Genomic DNA, 18366 nt, shown 5'->3' with positions numbered 1-18366 from the left:
AAAGATTATAAAAAATAATTCGTGAATTCGTGGCGAACAAACACCAAAAAAACATAAATTCAAAATACAACCAAAATGAATCTGAAAATTAAATATTTATACGCCCTAAGTGCAAGCTTTTTATTGACAGCACAAAGCGGATTTTCGCAAGCTTCCAAAACAAGAGACGCACTGCCAGAAATCAAAATTTCTAAAAATCAGCATTATTTTGTTACCGGAGATGAAAAACCATTTTTCTGGCTTGGCGACACAGGCTGGCTGGCATTCGGAAAATTAGACAGAGCAGGAGTAGACAAATATTTTAAAGACAGAAAAGAAAAAGGATTTAACGTTGTTCAGGTGATGGTTTTGCACAACATCAATGCCGTGAATGTGTATGGCGATGCAGCTTTAATCAACGAAGACGTATCAAAACCATTGCTTACAGCAGGGAATGATTTTAAAGATGCAAAACAATACGATTACTGGGATCATGTAGATTATACATTAGAAGTCGCTCGAAAAAACGGAATTTATTTAGCAATGGTTCCGGTTTGGGGAACAAACGTTTCTAAAGGAAATAAAGTGAGCAAAGAACAAGCAATAGAATATGCAACGTTTTTAGCAAATAGATATAAAAACAAAACCAACGTAATTTGGTTAAACGGAGGAGACACGTACGGAAATGAATTTCAAGATATTTGGAACGCAATCGGAAATACTTTAAAAACAAATAATCCAAACCAATTAGTGACTTTTCACCCGTTTGGAAGAACCGATTCATCCGAGAATTTTCACAACGCAAAATGGCTGGATTTCAATATGTTCCAATCAGGACATAGAAGATACGATCAGGATTCAATAAAAACGAATTTTAAAGAAGACAATTACAAATTTGTGCTTAGAGATTTTGAATTAAAACCAACAAAACCTACGCTTGACGGAGAACCATCATATGAAGCAATTCCACACGGTTTACACGACACTTTACAGCCAAAATGGACAGCAAATGATGTTCGCCGTTACGGATATTGGTCAGTTCTATCAGGCGCAGCAGGTTATACGTACGGACACAACGCTGTAATGCAAATGTTCAGAAAAGGCGACAAACCAGCATACGGAAACAAAGAATTATGGACATCGGCCATTAATGCACCAGGAGCAAAACAGATGGTTTATATTAAAAAACTGATGGAAGAATTTCCATTTTTAGAAGGAACTCCAGATGTTTCATTAGTAGTTAACCAAGGAGAAAAATACGATTACATTCCTGCTATAAGAGGAGAAAAATACGCTTTGTTTTACACTTACAACGGAAGAATAATTGAAGCTAAACTAGGAAAAATTTCCGGGGATAAATTCGAAGCAGCTTGGTACAATCCAAGAAATGGAAAGAAAACTAAAATCGGAACATTTGAGAATAAAGGAACTCAAAATTTTCAGCCAACAGGAAAAAAAGAAGACGGTAATGACTGGGTTTTGATTTTACATTCTATTTAGTAATTAGTGAAAAGTAAAAAGTAATTAGTGAAATGCAATTCTTGAAATAAGTAATCACAGATTATCCACAATATTGTCATTCCGAGGAACGAGGAATCACACTCGAGAATCGACAAAGATTGGCGACAAAGTAAATAACCACAATCTTGTCATTTCGACGAAGGAGAAATCTTCGTTAGTAGCTCCGTATGATTGAGCAACTTTGTAGAGTTTCTTGCGAAGATTTCTCCTTCGTCGAAATGACAAAAAATGAGAAAACAGCACAACTATGAAAATCAAAAATATACTAATAATTCTCTTCTTCATAACCGGACTAAACACCGCTTTCGCAAACGACGGCTGGTTAAACATTCTAAATGAAGGAGGAAACAACAAAGGAATAAAATGCACCCAAGCCATTCAAAACGCCATTGAAAAAGCTTCTAAAAATGGCGGAGGAACGATCTTTTTCCCTGCCGGGGAATATCTTACGGGAGCATTAACTCTAAAAAGCAACATCACGATTCACTTAGATTCAGGCGCGCTTTTAAAGTTTTCTGAAAACTTTGATGATTATCTGCCTTATGTAGAAATGCGTTACGAAGGAATTGTAATGAAAAGTTTCCAGCCTTTATTTTATGCTAAAGATGTAGAAAATATAACCATCAAAGGAAGAGGCGTAATCGACGGACAAGGAAAAGCGTGGTGGAATGAAGTGTACCGAATTGAAACAGCCAAAGAACCGCTTCCTCCAACCAAATACCAAACCATGTGGGAAGAGCAAAACAAAGGCCTTTACACCGAGCCCTATTACAAAAGAACAGTTGATAAAAAATTCTTCAGACCTTCTTTTTTTCAGGCTTACAACTGTAAAAACATTTTAATAGAAGGCGTTACGTTTCAAAATTCACCTTTTTGGACCATCAACCCTGAGTTCTGTGATAATGTAACGGTAACCGGAATTTCTATTTTTAATCCGCATTCGCCAAATACAGATGGCATAAATCCTTCGTCTTGCACGAATGTTCATATTTCAAATTGTCATATCAGCGTGGGAGACGACTGTATTACGATTAAATCTGGAAGAGACGGCGACGGACGTAAATACGGAAAAGCAACTGAAAATGTTACGATTACCAATTGTACAATGCTAAGCGGTCATGGAGGCGTTGTTATTGGAAGCGAAATGTCGGGCGGAATCAAAAAAATTACAATCTCGAACTGTGTTTTCGACGGAACAGATCGCGGAATCCGCATCAAAGCAGCACGCGGACGAGGCGGTGTTGTAGAAGATATTCGCGTCGATAACATCGTAATGAAAAACATCAAAGAAGAAGCAATTGTACTAAGCCTTTTTTACGATAAAGATACCAAAGTAGAACCTGTAACCGAGAAAACACCGATTTTCAGAAACATTCACATGAGCAATATTACGGCTTCAAACGTGAACAAAGCAGGTCAAATTTTAGGAATTACCGAAATGCCAATTCAGAATATCACTTTCTCCAACATCAATATGGATGGAAAAGAAGGTTTTACAGTAAACACAGCAACAGATGTTGAATTTCACGATGTAAAAGTAAATGCAACGATTGGTTCTTCTTTCAAAATATCAGATTCAAAAAATGTTATTTTAGACAATGTTGGATCTTCAACACCAATTAAAAATGTTCCGGTTATTAAATTAGATAATGTTTCTAATGTGTTGATTAATAATAATTTTCCATTTAATGCGACAGATGTTTTCATTGAAGCAAACGGAAAAGATACAAAAAATGTTTTCCTAAAAAATAATGTTTTTAACAATGTAACAACGTCAGTTAAAAAAGGAAAAGATTTAGATAAAAAAGCAATTACAGAATAGAAAATTCAAAATAATATAACATAGATTTTACGGATTTACACCAATTTAATTCGTGTTAATTAGTGAAATTGGTGTTTAATTGGACAACATGAAAAAAATAGTAATCATAGTAACCTTTTTCCTTTTTGCGATTAGTTATTCGCAGAAAAAGAAAGATTTATACCTTTTTACGTCATTTCGTGAACCAGCAACGGAAGGTTTATATCTGGCTTACAGCGAGGACGGTTACAACTGGAAAGGTTTGGAAGGTTCATTCTTAAAACCTGAAATCGGCGCAAGCAAAATCATGCGTGATCCGTCCATCACAAAAGGAGCAGATGGAACCTATCACATGGTTTGGACAACCGACTGGAAAGGCGGAAACGGTTTTGGATATGCAAGTTCTAAAGATTTAATTCATTGGTCAAAACAAGAATATATTCCGGTAATGAAAAACGAACCAGAAGTGGTAAACGTTTGGGCGCCGGAAATTTTTTATGATGATGTCAAAAAAGAATACATCATTATTTGGGCATCGACAATTCCGTTCCGATTTGAAAAAGGTGTGGAAGAAGAAAAAAACAATCACAGAATGTATTATGTAACGACAAAAGATTTTAAAACTTTTTCGGATACAAAATTGTATTACGAACCAGGTTTCAGCGTAATTGACTGCGTGATTGTAAAGAAAGGCAAAAAAGACTATGTTTTGGTTCTAAAAGACAACACCAGACCCATGCGAAACATAAAAGTAGCGTTCGGAAAATCGCCTTTAGGGCCATTTAGCAAAAGTTCGGAACCTTTGACAGAATATTTATCAGAAGGACCAACGGTAGTGAAAGTCGGTAAAAAATGGCTGTTGTATTATGATAATTACGGTTCAAAAAATTATAAAGCTTTAAGCACTTCAGATTTTGTTCATTTTGAAGATGTTTCGTCAAAAATAAGCCTTCCGGAAGGACACAAACACGGAACGATCACAACAATCTCTGAAGAAGTTTTAAAAGGATTAATTGATAAAAAATAAATTATATAGCCACAGATTACACTGATTAAAATGATTTTTTTATAGTATTTAATAATTAAAAAAAATAAATCTGCTTGATCTGCAAAATCTGCGGGAAAAAATTTTACTCTCGCAGATTTTGCAGATTAAGCAGAAAAAAAATAAAAATCATTTTAATCTGTGCAATCTGTGGCAAAAAATAAAATACTAATGATTACTTTCCAAAAAATAAAAACCAACCTCTTAACCACAGCCACAATTTTATTGATTGGTACAGCTGTAAATGCCCAGAATGACACCGTTCGTTACGTTGGTAAAACACTTTCAAATGTCGATTATCATCACGGGCAGTTAAGTCCGGCAGTTGGAGTTCACGCTACGCAGATTATGCGTGCGAGCAGAGAACATCCGGAAAAAGCCGATGGTTTTGGCTGGACATACAACCATCAGCCTACAATGGCGTACTGGAACGATACTTTTTATTTACAGTATTTAAGCGATCCTGCGGGCGAGCATATTCCGCCAAGCCAGACGCTGATTATGACTTCAAAAGACGGCGTAAGCTGGAAAATGCCAAAAGTAATTTTCCCAATTTATCATATTCCGGACGGATGGAAAAAAGAAGGCGTAGAAGGTGTTGCTAAAAATCTGGACGCGATTATGCACCAGAGAATGGGCTTTTACACTTCAAAAGACAAACGACTTTTTGCTTTGGCGTATTACGGAATTGCGATGGATGAAAAAGACGATCCAAACGACGGAAAAGGAATTGGACGAGTAATTCGTGAAATCAAAAAAGACGGAAGTTTTGGCGAAATTTATTTCATCAGATACAATAAATCCTGGGACAAGTCTAAATCGGCTTTTCCATTTTATACGCAGGCAAAAGACAAAGGTTTGAAAAAAGCCTGCGAAGAAATTTTATCTGATCCGTTGGTTTTACAGCAATGGGTGGAAGAAGCAGATCGTGACGACGAATTGATTCCGCTAAAGAAACCTTACAAAGCATTAAGTTCTTATCATTTACCAAATGGTGATGTTGTAGGTTTATGGAAACACGCTTTGACTTCGATTAGTAAAGACGGTGGAAAAACATGGGAATACACTCCCGTTCGTGCTCCCGGTTTTGTAAACAGCAATGCTAAAATCTGGGGACAAAAAACGTCTGATAATCGTTATGCGACCGTTTACAATCCATCAGAATACCGCTGGCCTTTGGCAATTTCAACAAGTGATGACGGATTAAATTATAAAGATTTACTATTAGTTCACGGCGAAATCAGTCCAATGCGTTATGGCGGTAACTACAAATCGGCAGGTCCTCAATACGTTCGCGGAATTTCAGAAGGTGACGGAACTCCGCCTGACGGAAAACTCTGGGTAAGCTACAGCGTAAACAAAGAAGATATTTGGGTAGCATCGATTCCGGTTCCGGTTACTTCGGTTGTGACAGAAAACGCAAATGATGTTTTCAGTAATCTTCCTGACGGACAAGAATTAAAGTTATGGAATACCTATGATTTATCTTGGGCTTCAATCAAAATAGAAAAGAAAGACGGCAAAAAATGGCTGACTTTAAGAGATCAGGATTATTTTGATTATGCACGCGCAGAACGTGTTATTCCGTTTGCAGAAAAAATGGAAGTAACTTTTACGGTTAAACCAGAACAAAATAATCACGGTTTATTACAAGTTGAATTTCAGAATAAACAAGGATTGCCAGCGGTACGATTAACTTTTGATTCGGATGGGCAATTGAAAACAAAAACGGGAGCCCGTTTCAATACGATTGCCAAATACGAAGCAGGAAAAGAGTATAAAGTAACGGTAAAATTAAACGTTAAAACCCGTTCGTACACTGTAAAAGTAAACGACGAAAAAGAATCAACGAGAATTTTTTATGCTCCGGTTGATGGCTTTGAGCGAATTATGTTCCGCACAGGCGAACAAAGATATACGCCAAATCCGGACACAGCGCCAGACACAGATGACTACGACGATCTGCCTCAAACGGGGAAATTAATCCCTGAAGCAGTTTTTAATATTGAATCGTTGATAACGAAAAAATTATAGAACGCGGATGACACAGATTCGCTAAAGCGAAGACGCAGATTGACGCGGATTTTTTTAAATACTACAATGAAAAAATCCGTTTTTATCCGCGTCTTTACGAAGTAAATCCGTTTCATCAGCGTTCAAAATCTCAACAATACGAAATGAAGAATTTCAAAAACATAGTATTAGCAATTTGTCTTTTAGTAACCTTAGTTTCTAAAGGACAAATTTTGCCTGTACATTTAACAACAGAAATGGCTGACAATCCATTAGCAGTGGTTCAAAATCAACCGAGGCTGAGCTGGAAGCTGGTTTCAAAAGAATCTGATGCATCACAAATTGCTTATTTGATTTTAGTTGCTTCTTCGGAAGAAAAATTAAATAATGACGATGGAGATATCTGGAATTCTGGAAGGGTAAATACAGATAAAAATCTGCATATCGTTTATAATGGAAAGCCATTAAAAAGCGAAACCAAATATTTCTGGAAAGTGAAAGTCTGGAATCAGGTTGGAAAAATTTCTAAATGGAGTAAAACAGCTTCTTTTAGAACGGCTTCATTAGAATCAGAATTGAATCCGATTTGGATTGGTGCGATTACCAAAGCTGACAGTCATCTGCCGGAAGGTAGAAATTACCACACAGCAACTTTCAACAGAGAAAAAAAGAACTCGTTTATCAACGCTTCAGATTCGCTGTCACGCAGAAGTATTATGCTTCGTAAACCTTTCGAGGTAAAAAAAGAAATCAAAGAAGCAGTTGTTTATATTTCAGGTTTAGGACATTATGAATTGACTATCAATGGTAAAAAAGTTGGAAACAGCCAATTTGCACCTTTATGGACAGATTACGATAAAACGGTTAATTACAATATTTACGAGTTAAACGCGAAACAATTAGAAAAAGGCGAAAATGTAATTGGTGTTCTTTTAGGAAACGGAATGTATAATACGCTTGCTGAAAGATATACCAAATTCTTCGTGAGTTTTGGCCCGCCGACTTTATTCTTCAAAATGAAAATTAGTTATAAAGACGGTTCAGAAGAAATTATAAAATCGGATGAAAGCTGGAAATACAGTAAAAGTCCGATTACCTACAACAGTATTTTTGGAGGAGAAGATTACAACGCCAATTTAGAACAAAAAGGCTGGAACAGAAAAGGTTTCAAAGATGCTGACTGGAAAAAAGTTGTAATTCAGGAAGCGCCAAAAGGAGTTTTAAGACCGCAGACTGCACCGCCGGTTACAATTCAGAAGCAATACGAAGTAAAAACCGTAAAAGAATTAAAACCAAATTTCTATGTTTTTGATATGGGACAGAATCTTTCTGGATTTCCAACTATTAAAGTAAAAGGAAAAAAAGGACAGACGATTCGGGTTTGGGTAGCTGAAGGTTTAAATGAAGAAGGAACAATTGCTCAGGGAAGATCTGGAAAACCATATTATTACGATTACACTTTAAAGGGAAAAGACGTCGAAGAATGGACGCCAAAATTCAGTTTCTACGGTTATCAATATGTTCAAATTGAAAACATTAATTATAAAGAAGATAAGAATAAGGAACTTCCAACTTTGGTTGATTTAAAATCGAATTTCATTTATAATTCGGCAGGAGAAGCAGGAAGTTTTGCCTGTTCGAATGAGATTTTCAATAAAACACACGAGCTGATTAATAATTCGATAAAAAGTAATTTCCAAAGTGTTTTTACCGATTGTCCGCAGCGTGAAAAATTAGGCTGGCTGGAAGAAATTCATTTGAATGGTCCGGGTTTAATGTTCAATTATAATTTACAGACTTTTATTCCTGCAACGATGCAGAATATTTCTGATTCACAACGCGATAACGGATTAATTCCAACCATCGTTCCTGAATATGTAATTTTTGGAGGTGACTTTACCGATTCCCCAGAATGGGGTGTAACAGGCGTAATTCTGCCTTGGATGTATTATGAATATTATGGCGATGCTTCTTTACTGGAAAAATATTTTCCTGTAATGAAAAAGTATGTAGATTATTTAGGCACAAAAGCTGAAAATCATATAGTATCGCACGGATTAGGCGATTGGTACGATTATGGAACGCATGCAGCAGGTTATTCAAAAAACAGTCCGATTGCACTTTCTGCTACTTCACATTATTATTATGGTGCTTATTTAGTGGCAAAAGCGGCTAAAATGTTGGGAAAAACGGAAGATATCGAGAAATACGCAACTTTGGCTTCTGAAATTAAAACGGCTTTTAACGCAAAATTTTTCAATCCGGAAACCAAACAATACGGGACAAACAGTCAGTTTAGCAATGCAGTTCCGATTTTTATGAATATCGTAGAACCGCAGTATAAAGAGGCTGTAATGCAGAATTTACTCGCTGACATCAAAGAAAAAGACGATCGTTTAACAACTGGAGATGTTGGAAATCGTTATTTATTCCAAACTTTGGCAAGAAATGGCGAGAACGAAACCATGTACAAAATGCACAATCATTACGATGCGCCGGGTTATGGTTTTCAGATTAAATTTGGTTTAACGACTTTAACGGAACAATGGGATCCGAGAAAAGGAAATTCGTGGAATCATTTTATGCTGGGTCAGATTGAAGAATGGTTTTATCAAAGTTTAGCCGGAATTATGGCCGATCCAGAAAAACCGGCCTTCAAACATTTCTTTATTCAGCCGGAAGTAGTGGGTGATATGACTTTCGCGAAAGCGGATTATCAATCGGTTTACGGAAAAATTGTTTCGTCTTGGGAAAAGAAAGACGGCAAATTTATTCTGAATGTGGAAATTCCGGTGAATACAACGGCAACAATAAAATTACCTATTTCTAAAAGTTCGGAAATAAAAATTGATAATAAAAAAGTTAGGACAGGTTTTGATGGAACGAAACCAACTTTAGAATTAGGTTCAGGAAAATATACAATCGAATGCAAATTATAGAACGAATATAGAACACGGATGACACGGGTTCGCTATCGCGAAGACACGGATTTACACGGATTTTTTATTTGCTTTATCAGATGATACATTAAAAAAATCCGTTTAATCCGCGTTTTTACGAAGTAAATCCGTTTCATCAGCGTCTAAAATCTCAACAATAAATGAAGAATATCAAATACATAATTACAATTGCAGTTTCCGTTTTTGCTTTGACATTTGCCAATGCGCAAAGCACTTCTGATACTAATTTTAGAAAACCGGTTTCAGAAACTTTAAAGAAAATCGAAACTGTTTTTAATGTCACGATTAACGACGACCGAGGTTTACTAAAAGGAAAAGAACTCGATTATGCCGACTGGAGAATTGAACCCGGAAATCTGGCTATTTCATTAACTAACATTCTGGCTCCGTTTGAATTGATGTATTTCAAACAGCCGGATGGAACCTACATTATTCGTAAATATGAAAACCATAAAGTTTCAGTTGATAAAGGAAAGGAACGTTTGTTCTACTTAGAAAGCCTTTATTCGACTAAAGAAGAATGGGAAAAACGTAAAACGGAGTTAAAAGCTTGTATGATAACCTCATTTGGATTAGAAAAGGCTCCCCCAATGCCAAAATCTAAACCACTTTTAACTCCAAAGAGAATTTATAAAGATTACAGCGTAGAAAATATCGCTTTGGAAATCTTGCCGGGCGTTTATGCAACTGGATCGATTTACAAACCGTATCCGTTAAATAAAAAAGCAGCAGTTATTTTAACTCCTGACGGACATTTTGGCGACGGAAGATATAGAAAAGATGAACAGTACCGTTGTGCTATAATGGCTAAAATGGGCGCTATTGTTGTATCTTATGATTTATTTGCATGGGGAGAATCATTATTGCAGTTTCCTGAAGAAACGCACAGAAATAGTATCGCATCGACAGTTCAGGTTTTAACCGGAATACGTTTTCTGGATTATTTGGCAACGGTAAAAAATGCTGATATGTCTAGAGTTGGCGTTACTGGTGGATCTGGCGGAGGTTCGCATACGATGTTTTTAGCAGCAATTGATGACAGGGTAAAAGTTTCAGCTCCGGTTGTAATGGTTTCATCTCACTTTTCTGGAGGTTGTCCGTGCGAAAGCGGTCGCGGCGTTCACTTATGCGGCAACGGAACAAACAATGCAGAAATCTCAGCGATGATGGCGCCAAAACCGCAATTAATTGTTTCTGATGGGAAAGACTGGACCTTGGCAGTTCCGGAATTGGAATTTCCTTTTATCCAGAGAACGTATGAATTGTACGGAAAGAAAGATTTAGTCGAAAATGCTCATTTTGCAAAAGAAGGACATGATTTTGGAGTTTCAAAACGTATGGCTTTGTATCCGTTTATGACGAAATATTTAAATTTAGATTTGAATAAAGTGAAGAATGATAAAGGCGAAATCGACGAATCGACTTGCGTGATTGAGCCAAAAGAAAAACTGTTTGTTTTTGGAGATAAAGGCGAAAATCTGCCTAAAAATGCTTTGAAAGACATCAACAAATTATATGAAATGTTCGGAGAAAAAAATCTGAAAGTTTACGAGGTTAAAAAATAGCCACGAATTCACGAATTATTAATCTCCATAATCTGCTAAATCTGCGAGAGTAATTTTTTTTCACGCAGATTTAGCAGATTTAGCAGATTTTTTAATTATTGGAAATAGATTTGAGAAATTAAACACAAAGAATGATTAGAGTTAATTCGTGAATTCGTGGCGAAAAAAATATACTATGAAGTTAAAAAGTAAAATTACGGTGATTTGTTTTGGGATTTTTTCGCTTACAGCAACAGCACAAAGCGATCTCAAATTATGGTACGATAAACCAGCTGCAATCTGGAACGAAGCTTTGCCATTAGGTAACGGACGCTTGGGGGCGATGGTTTTTGGCGATCCTGCTGTAGAACGTTTGCAATTAAATGAAGAAACCATTTGGGCAGGCTCTCCAAACAGCAATGCACATTCCAAATCAATCGAGGCTTTGCCAAAAGTAAGACAGCTTATTTTTGATGGCAAATTTGATGAAGCACAGGATTTGGCAACCAAAGATATCATGTCGCAAACCAATGACGGAATGCCGTACCAAACTTTTGGAAGCGTTTATATTTCCTTCGCAGGACATCAAAAATATACCGATTATTATCGTGATTTAGATATCAGCAACGCAACTGCAAAAGTAAAATACAAGGTAAATGGTATCGAATTTACAAGAGAAATTCTAACTGCATTTTCAGATCAGGTTATTGTGGTGAAGCTTTCGGCGAGTCAGCCGGGACAGATTACGTGCAATGTTTTCATGAACAGTCCGATTGATAAAACGGTGGCTTCAACAGAAGGAAACCAAATTATACTTTCGGGTTTAGGGACTAATTTTGAAGGTGTAAAAGGAAAAGTAAAATTTCAGGGAAGATTAACCGCTAAAAATAAAGGCGGCGAAATTAACGCCAGCAACGGAATCTTAAGCATTAACAAAGCCGATGAAGTGACTTTGTATATTTCGATTGCAACTAATTTTAAAAATTATCAGGATATATCGGGCGATGAAATTGCAAAAAGCAAAGACTATTTGGCTAAAGCCGAAGTAAAAGATTTTGAAACGATAAAGAAAGCCCACGTTGATTTTTACCAAAAATTCTTCAACAGAGTGGCTTTAAATTTAGGTTCTAATGATTTAGTGAAGCAGCCAACCAACGAAAGAATCCGTGATTTCTCGAAACAATTTGATCCGCAATTGGCAGCTTTGTATTTTCAGTTTGGACGTTATCTTTTAATTTCGAGTTCACAGCCAGGCGGACAGCCAGCGAATTTGCAGGGAATTTGGAACGATATGGTAACTCCGCCTTGGGACAGTAAATACACAACAAACATCAATGCTGAAATGAATTATTGGCCTGCGCAGATAACCAATCTTCAGGAAATGCACGAGCCTTTTGTACAAATGGCAAAAGAGTTAAGTGTTACAGGCGCAGAAACTGCGAAAATGATGTACAATGCCAGCGGTTGGGTTTTGCACCACAATACCGATATCTGGCGTGTAACGGCTCCGGTAGATTCTGCAGCATCAGGAATGTGGCCGACAGGCGGTGCGTGGGTTTGTCAGGATTTATGGGAAAGATATTTGTATACAGGTGATAAAAAATATCTGGCAGAAATTTATCCAATTATGAAAGGAGCTGCTGATTTCTTTCTTGATTTTATGGTGATCGATCCGAATACGAAATATTTGGTGGTTGTTCCTTCAAGTTCACCAGAAAACACACATGCGGGCGGAACTGGAAAAGCGACAATTGCCTCTGGAACTACAATGGACAATCAACTGATTTTTGATTTGTTTACACATGTTATTGAGGCTTCGGCTTTGGTTTCTCCGGATGCAGCTTATGTGAAAAAAGTAAGTGATGCTTTGGCTAAAATGCCTCCAATGAAAATTGGAAAACACAGTCAGTTACAAGAATGGCAGGATGATTGGGATAATCCAAAAGACAATCACAGACACGTTTCGCATTTATACGGATTGTATCCGAGTAATCAGATTTCGGCAATTAAAACGCCCGAATTATTTGAAGCAGCCAAGCAATCTTTGATTTACAGAACAGACGAATCTACAGGCTGGTCGATGGGATGGAAAGTGAATTTATGGGCCAGACTTTTAGACGGAAATCACGCTTATAAATTAATTCAGGATCAATTGCATTTGGTAACAGCTGACCAAAGAAAAGGCGGAGGAACGTATCCAAATATGTTAGATGCACATCAGCCATTTCAAATTGACGGTAACTTTGGATGCACAGCTGGTTTTGCTGAAATGTTAATGCAGAGTCAGGAAGATGCAATACATTTATTGCCGGCTTTACCAAGCGTGTGGAAAGATGGAAGCATAAAAGGTTTGGTGGCCAGAGGCGGATTTGTAATTGATATGACGTGGAAAAACAATAAAGTTTCGGAGTTGAAAATCTACTCCAAAATAGGAGGAAACTGTAGATTGAAAGTAGAAAATACTTTAAAAGGAAATTCACTTAAAAAAGCAAAAGGCAAAAATCCAAATCCGTTGTTTTATGATGTGGAAGTAAAGAAACCGATTATTTCTAATCAGGCGAAACTGGAAAAAGTAAAACTGCCAAATTATAATATTTACGATGTGAATATGAAAGCTGGGCAGACGTATACTTTTACGGGGAATTAATACATTATAAGTATAGTTTGTCATTTCGACGAAGGAGAAATCTCCGTTAGAAGCTCGACAAAGATTGTTAACTCACTTTACGGAGTTACTTGTGGAGATTTCTCCTTCGTCGAAATGACAATATTGTGTAAAAAAAGAATTTAGACTGCCCGGAGGGACACGCCCAAATAATGAATTTTATAATTAGATTTTAAATATGTTACATCATTTTAAATACAAAATAATTGCTTTATTAATCTTGGTTTCAACTTTGAACATAAGCTGTAAATCGGGTGCAGGGCATTCTCAAAAAGGAAAAGCGGTTATTTTAAAAGAAAAAAACTTCAAACATTATGTTGATTATTTCAACACGATGGAAGATGAAAATTTGAAATTTGCGATTCCGAATGACAGTGCGTGGACTTGGATGGAAAAGAATATTCCGTTGTTTGAATGTCCGCAGCAGAATTTTGAGGAGATTTATTATTTCCGTTGGTGGAGTGCGAGAAAGCATATTAAGAAAACACCACAGGGATTTGCGATTACCGAGTTTTTGGTAGACCGTTCGTATGCAGATAAATACAATATGATTAGCTGTGCTTTAGGGCATCATATTAATGAATTTCGTTGGGTTCATGATCCGCAGTATATTGAGCAGGATGTTAAAATTTGGTACCGTGGAAATGATGGAAAACCGATGAACAAATTGTATAAATTCAGCAGTTGGACAGCTGATGCTTTGTACAATCGTTATTTGGTGAATAAGGATGAAAAATTCTTATTGGATCTGTATCCAGACATGGTTACCGACTATGCTGTTTGGGAAAAAGACCGTCAGCGCAAGGATGGTTTGTTTTGGCAGCATGATGTAAAAGATGGGATGGAAGAATCTTTAAGTGGCGGGCGTAAAGTGCAAAATGCAAGACCGACGATTAACAGTTATATGTTTGGGAACGCTATGGCGATTTCTAAAATGGCTGCTATGAAAGGCGATAAGGAAGCGGAAGCAAAATTTAAAGCTAAAGCGGATGTTTTACAGCATTTAGTCGAAACCAAATTATGGAATGCTAAAAGCGAGTTTTTTGAAACTTTAACAGAAAAAGATACATTAGCGCAGGTTAGAGAAGCTATCGGATTTATTCCGTGGTATTTTAATCTTCCTGAAAAAGGAAAAGGTTTTGAAAAAGCATGGGAACAAATTAAGGATGAAAAAGGATTTTCGGCACCGTTTGGTTTGACAACAGCCGAAAGAAGAAGTCCGCGTTTTAGAACTCACGGAACCGGAACCTGCGAGTGGGACGGAGCGATATGGCCTTTTGCAAGTTCGCAGACTTTGACGGCTCTAGCAAATGTTTTGAACAATTATGATCAAAATTTTGTGGCTAAGACGGATTATTTCAAACAAATGGATTTGTACGTGCAGTCACAATATTACAGAGGGAAACCTTATCTTGGCGAGTATTTGGATGAAACAACAGGATATTGGCTAATGGGCGACAGAGAGAGAAGCCGTTATTATAATCACTCGACTTTTAACGATTTGATGATTACAGGATTGGTTGGTTTGCGTCCAAGAGTCGATGAAAAGATTGAAGTGAATCCGTTGATTCCGCAGGAAAAATGGGATTGGTTTTGTCTGGATAATGTTTTGTATCACGGCAATATTATTACGATTCTTTGGGATAAAACCGGAGAAAAATATAAAAAAGGAAAGGGTTTCAGGATCTTTAAAAACGGAAAAGAAATTGCTTTTTCTGAGAGATTGGAGAAGTTGATTTCTGAGTAGTATGTTGATTTTTTCTCTCGCAGATTGAGCAGATTTATTGCTCATTTTTGCGTATAGTATGTCATTTCGACGAAGGAGAAATCTCCACGAGAAGCTCGACAAAGATTGGATACTGTTGCGGAGTTACTTGCGGAGATTTCTCCTACGTCGAAATGACAAAAAGTAAACATAAAATTGCTCTCGCAGATTTGGCAGATTTAGGAGATTTTAAGTTAAAGTAAAAAATAATCTGCTCAATCTGCCAAATCTGCGAGAGACAAAAAAAATAAAGCCAAAGCTTAAAAATAACACCATGAAAAAGTTTTTTTTACATCTTACCATAATCCTCTCACTTTTTACACTTTCGGTGAAAGCCCAAAATAAAATGAGTGTTGTGGATTTAAAGTGCGAAATGCTGACCAATCCGGAAGGAATTGACGTTTTACAGCCAAGATTGAGCTGGAAAATAAAAGCAAACGTAAATGATGTCAAACAAACCCATTATCAAATTTTAGCTGCTTCAACTTTAGAAAAGCTAAACGCAGAAAACGGTGATTTATGGGATAGTGGAAAAGTACAAAGCGATGAATCTGTAAACGTAATTTACAACGGAAAAAAGCTAAAAGACAGACAAGATGTTTACTGGAAAGTAATTATTTCTACCAATAAAGGCGAAGTAAAATCAGCAGAAACGGCACATTTCAGCATCGGAATTTTGACTTACGCCGACTGGAAATCGACGCGTTGGATTGGGTATGAAAAAACTTCTCCGGGCGATAGTATTTCGCAGTATTCTCGATTATCAGCCAGATATTTAAGAAAAGAAATTGACTTAAAAAAGAAAGTCAAAAATGCCAAAGTTTATATCATGGGAATGGGCTTGTATGAGCTGTACATTAACGGAAATAAAATTGGCGATCAGGTTTTGGCTCCCGTTCCTACGGATTATACGAAGAATGTGAAATACAATGTTTTTGATGTGACTTCGCAACTAAAAGAAGGCAAAAATGCATTGGGAACGATTTTAGGAAACGGACGTTTTTTTACGATGCGTCAGGATTATAAACCTTATAAAATCAAAACTTTTGGATATCCGAAAATGGCTTTGCAGTTGTTTGTAGAATATACGGATGGAAGCAAAGACGTTATTCGCACAGACGATACCTGGAAAATAACAACTGACGGACCAATCTTGTCGAACAACGAATACGACGGAGAAGAATACGATGCACGTAAAGAAATGAAAGGCTGGAATACCATTAATTTTAATGATAAAAAATGGCTTTCGGCAGAATATGTTCAGGAACCAGGCGGATTCTATGAAGGGCAGATGTCGGCGAATATGAAAATTAAACGCGAAGTAAAGCCTATTTCAATCAAACAGACACCAAAAGGAACTTATATCTTAGATATGGGACAGAACATGGTAGGCTGGTTGCAATTGAAAGTGAAAGGAAATGCGGGCGACAAAATCACGATGAAGTTTGCAGAATCTTTACAGCCGGATGGTTCGTTATATATTGCCAATCTTCGCGATGCTAAAACGACGGATATTTATACTTTAAAAGGCGAAGGAGAAGAAGTTTGGGAACCTCGTTTTATTTTTCACGGATTTCGATTTGTTGAAATTTCGGGCTTTAAAACCAAACCGACTTTAGAAAATTTTGTTGGAAAAGTCGTTTATGATGATATCGCTACAACAGGAACTTTCGATTCTTCAAACCCGATAATGAATCAGATTTTTAAGAATGCGTGGTGGGGGATCAGCGGAAATTATAAAGGAATGCCAATCGATTGTCCGCAACGAAACGAGCGTCAGCCGTGGTTGGGAGACAGAACAACAGGGGCTTACGGTGAAAGTTTCTTATTTGATAACCAAACATTATATGCAAAATGGCTCGACGATATTAAAAACGCACAAACTATTGACGGCGGAATTCCGGATGTTGCACCTGCATTCTGGCGTTATTACGGTGATAATGTAACTTGGCCGGGAACCTATATTACGGTTGCTGATATGCTGTATCAGCAGTTTGGAGACAAAAAAGTAATCGAAAAACAATATCCGTCTATGAAAAAATGGATGGATTATATGGAAGAAAATTATTTGGTAGATGATATCATGACCAAAGATAAATATGGAGATTGGTGCGTTCCTCCGGAATCTTTGGAGTTAATTCGTTCTAAAGATCCTGCTCGTTTAACAGATGGAGAATTGATCTCAAGTGCCTTTTTCTATCAGCTTTTAAATACAATGAAAAAGTTTGCTGTAATTGCTAATGCTGAAAAAGACATTGCACATTACGAAGATCTGGCTTCAAGAATTAAAAAAGCATTTAATGCGAAATATTTTAATACATCAAAAAATAATTACGCCAACAATACTGTAACAGCCAATCTTTTGCCGTTGACTTTCGGAATGGTTCCAGAAGAATTACAGCAAAAAGTATTTGAAAATCTGGTGCACGAGGTTGAAGTAACTAAAAACGGTCATGTAAGTACAGGAGTTATCGGAACGCAGTTTTTAATGCGAACATTAACTAACTTTGGGCGAGGTGATTTGGCTTTCAAATTAGCGTCTAACAAAACCTATCCAAGCTGGGGTTATATGGTTGAAAACGGTGCAACAACCATTTGGGAACTTTGGAACGGCAACACTGCAGATCCTGCTATGAATTCGCAAAATCACGTAATGCTTTTGGGCGATTTATTGATTTGGTATTACGAAAATATGGCGGGAATCAAAAGTAATCCTGAAACTCCGGGTTTCAAACAAATTATTATGAAACCAGATTTTAATGCGGGATTGACTTATGTAAATGCTTCTTACGAATCGATTTACGGTTTAATTAAAAGTAACTGGAAAAAAGATAAAAAAGCTTTGGTTTGGAACGTTACCATTCCCGAAAATACTTCGGCTGTTTTGTATCTTCCAACAACAGATATTTCGGCTGTTTTCATCAATAAACAGAAGCTGGATAAGACTTCTCATGCTTTTTCAATAGAAAAAAATCAAATAATTGTCACACTTTCGTCAGGAAATTTTGCGATAAACGTTAAATAATCTGCATTTTTAATAATTCGGGACAGTACAGGATACATTGTTAATTTT

At 36.8% G+C, this 18366-nt stretch carries 9 protein-coding genes; all 9 read left to right on the top strand.

The window, feature by feature from the left end:
- Positions 1–75 precede the first annotated feature (75 nt).
- The 9 genes from HYN86_RS16795 (at position 76) to HYN86_RS16755 (ending at position 18318) form a co-directional block, all read left to right on the top strand.
- Positions 76–1479 (top strand): glycoside hydrolase family 140 protein, encoded by a 1404-nt coding sequence (locus HYN86_RS16795; RefSeq protein ID WP_113679085.1) that lies wholly within the window; start codon positions 76–78, stop codon positions 1477–1479.
- Between the two features lie 268 nt (positions 1480–1747).
- The gene (locus tag HYN86_RS16790; RefSeq protein ID WP_113679084.1) at positions 1748–3322 is read left to right on the top strand and encodes a glycoside hydrolase family 28 protein; all 1575 of its coding nucleotides are present in this window, start codon (positions 1748–1750) and stop codon (positions 3320–3322) included.
- 88 nt (positions 3323–3410) lie between these two features.
- Positions 3411–4328, top strand: coding sequence for a glycoside hydrolase family 43 protein (locus HYN86_RS16785; protein WP_113679083.1), 918 nt, complete (start codon positions 3411–3413; stop codon positions 4326–4328).
- Between the two features lie 189 nt (positions 4329–4517).
- Positions 4518–6380: a sialidase/neuraminidase family protein gene (locus HYN86_RS16780; RefSeq protein WP_113679082.1), complete on the top strand. Its 1863-nt coding sequence runs from the start codon at positions 4518–4520 to the stop codon at positions 6378–6380.
- Positions 6381–6523: 143 nt separating this feature from the next.
- On the top strand, positions 6524–9298 hold the full coding sequence (locus HYN86_RS16775) for a glycoside hydrolase family 78 protein (RefSeq protein ID WP_113679081.1): 2775 nt from the start codon (positions 6524–6526) through the stop codon (positions 9296–9298).
- A gap of 161 nt (positions 9299–9459) precedes the next feature.
- Positions 9460–10884: an acetylxylan esterase gene (locus HYN86_RS16770; RefSeq protein WP_113679080.1), complete on the top strand. Its 1425-nt coding sequence runs from the start codon at positions 9460–9462 to the stop codon at positions 10882–10884.
- 175 nt (positions 10885–11059) lie between these two features.
- A complete protein-coding gene (locus tag HYN86_RS16765) occupies positions 11060–13510 on the top strand; it encodes a glycoside hydrolase family 95 protein (RefSeq protein WP_113679079.1) in 2451 nt (816 codons plus the stop codon).
- A gap of 196 nt (positions 13511–13706) precedes the next feature.
- Positions 13707–15275 (top strand): MGH1-like glycoside hydrolase domain-containing protein, encoded by a 1569-nt coding sequence (locus HYN86_RS16760; RefSeq protein WP_113679078.1) that lies wholly within the window; start codon positions 13707–13709, stop codon positions 15273–15275.
- 292 nt (positions 15276–15567) lie between these two features.
- Positions 15568–18318: a glycoside hydrolase family 78 protein gene (locus tag HYN86_RS16755; protein WP_113679077.1), complete on the top strand. Its 2751-nt coding sequence runs from the start codon at positions 15568–15570 to the stop codon at positions 18316–18318.
- Positions 18319–18366 lie beyond the last annotated feature (48 nt).

The organism is Flavobacterium fluviale, from assembly GCF_003312915.1.
Taxonomy (GTDB): Bacteria; Bacteroidota; Bacteroidia; order Flavobacteriales; family Flavobacteriaceae; genus Flavobacterium; species Flavobacterium fluviale.
This window is presented reverse-complemented; position numbering and strand designations above follow the sequence as displayed.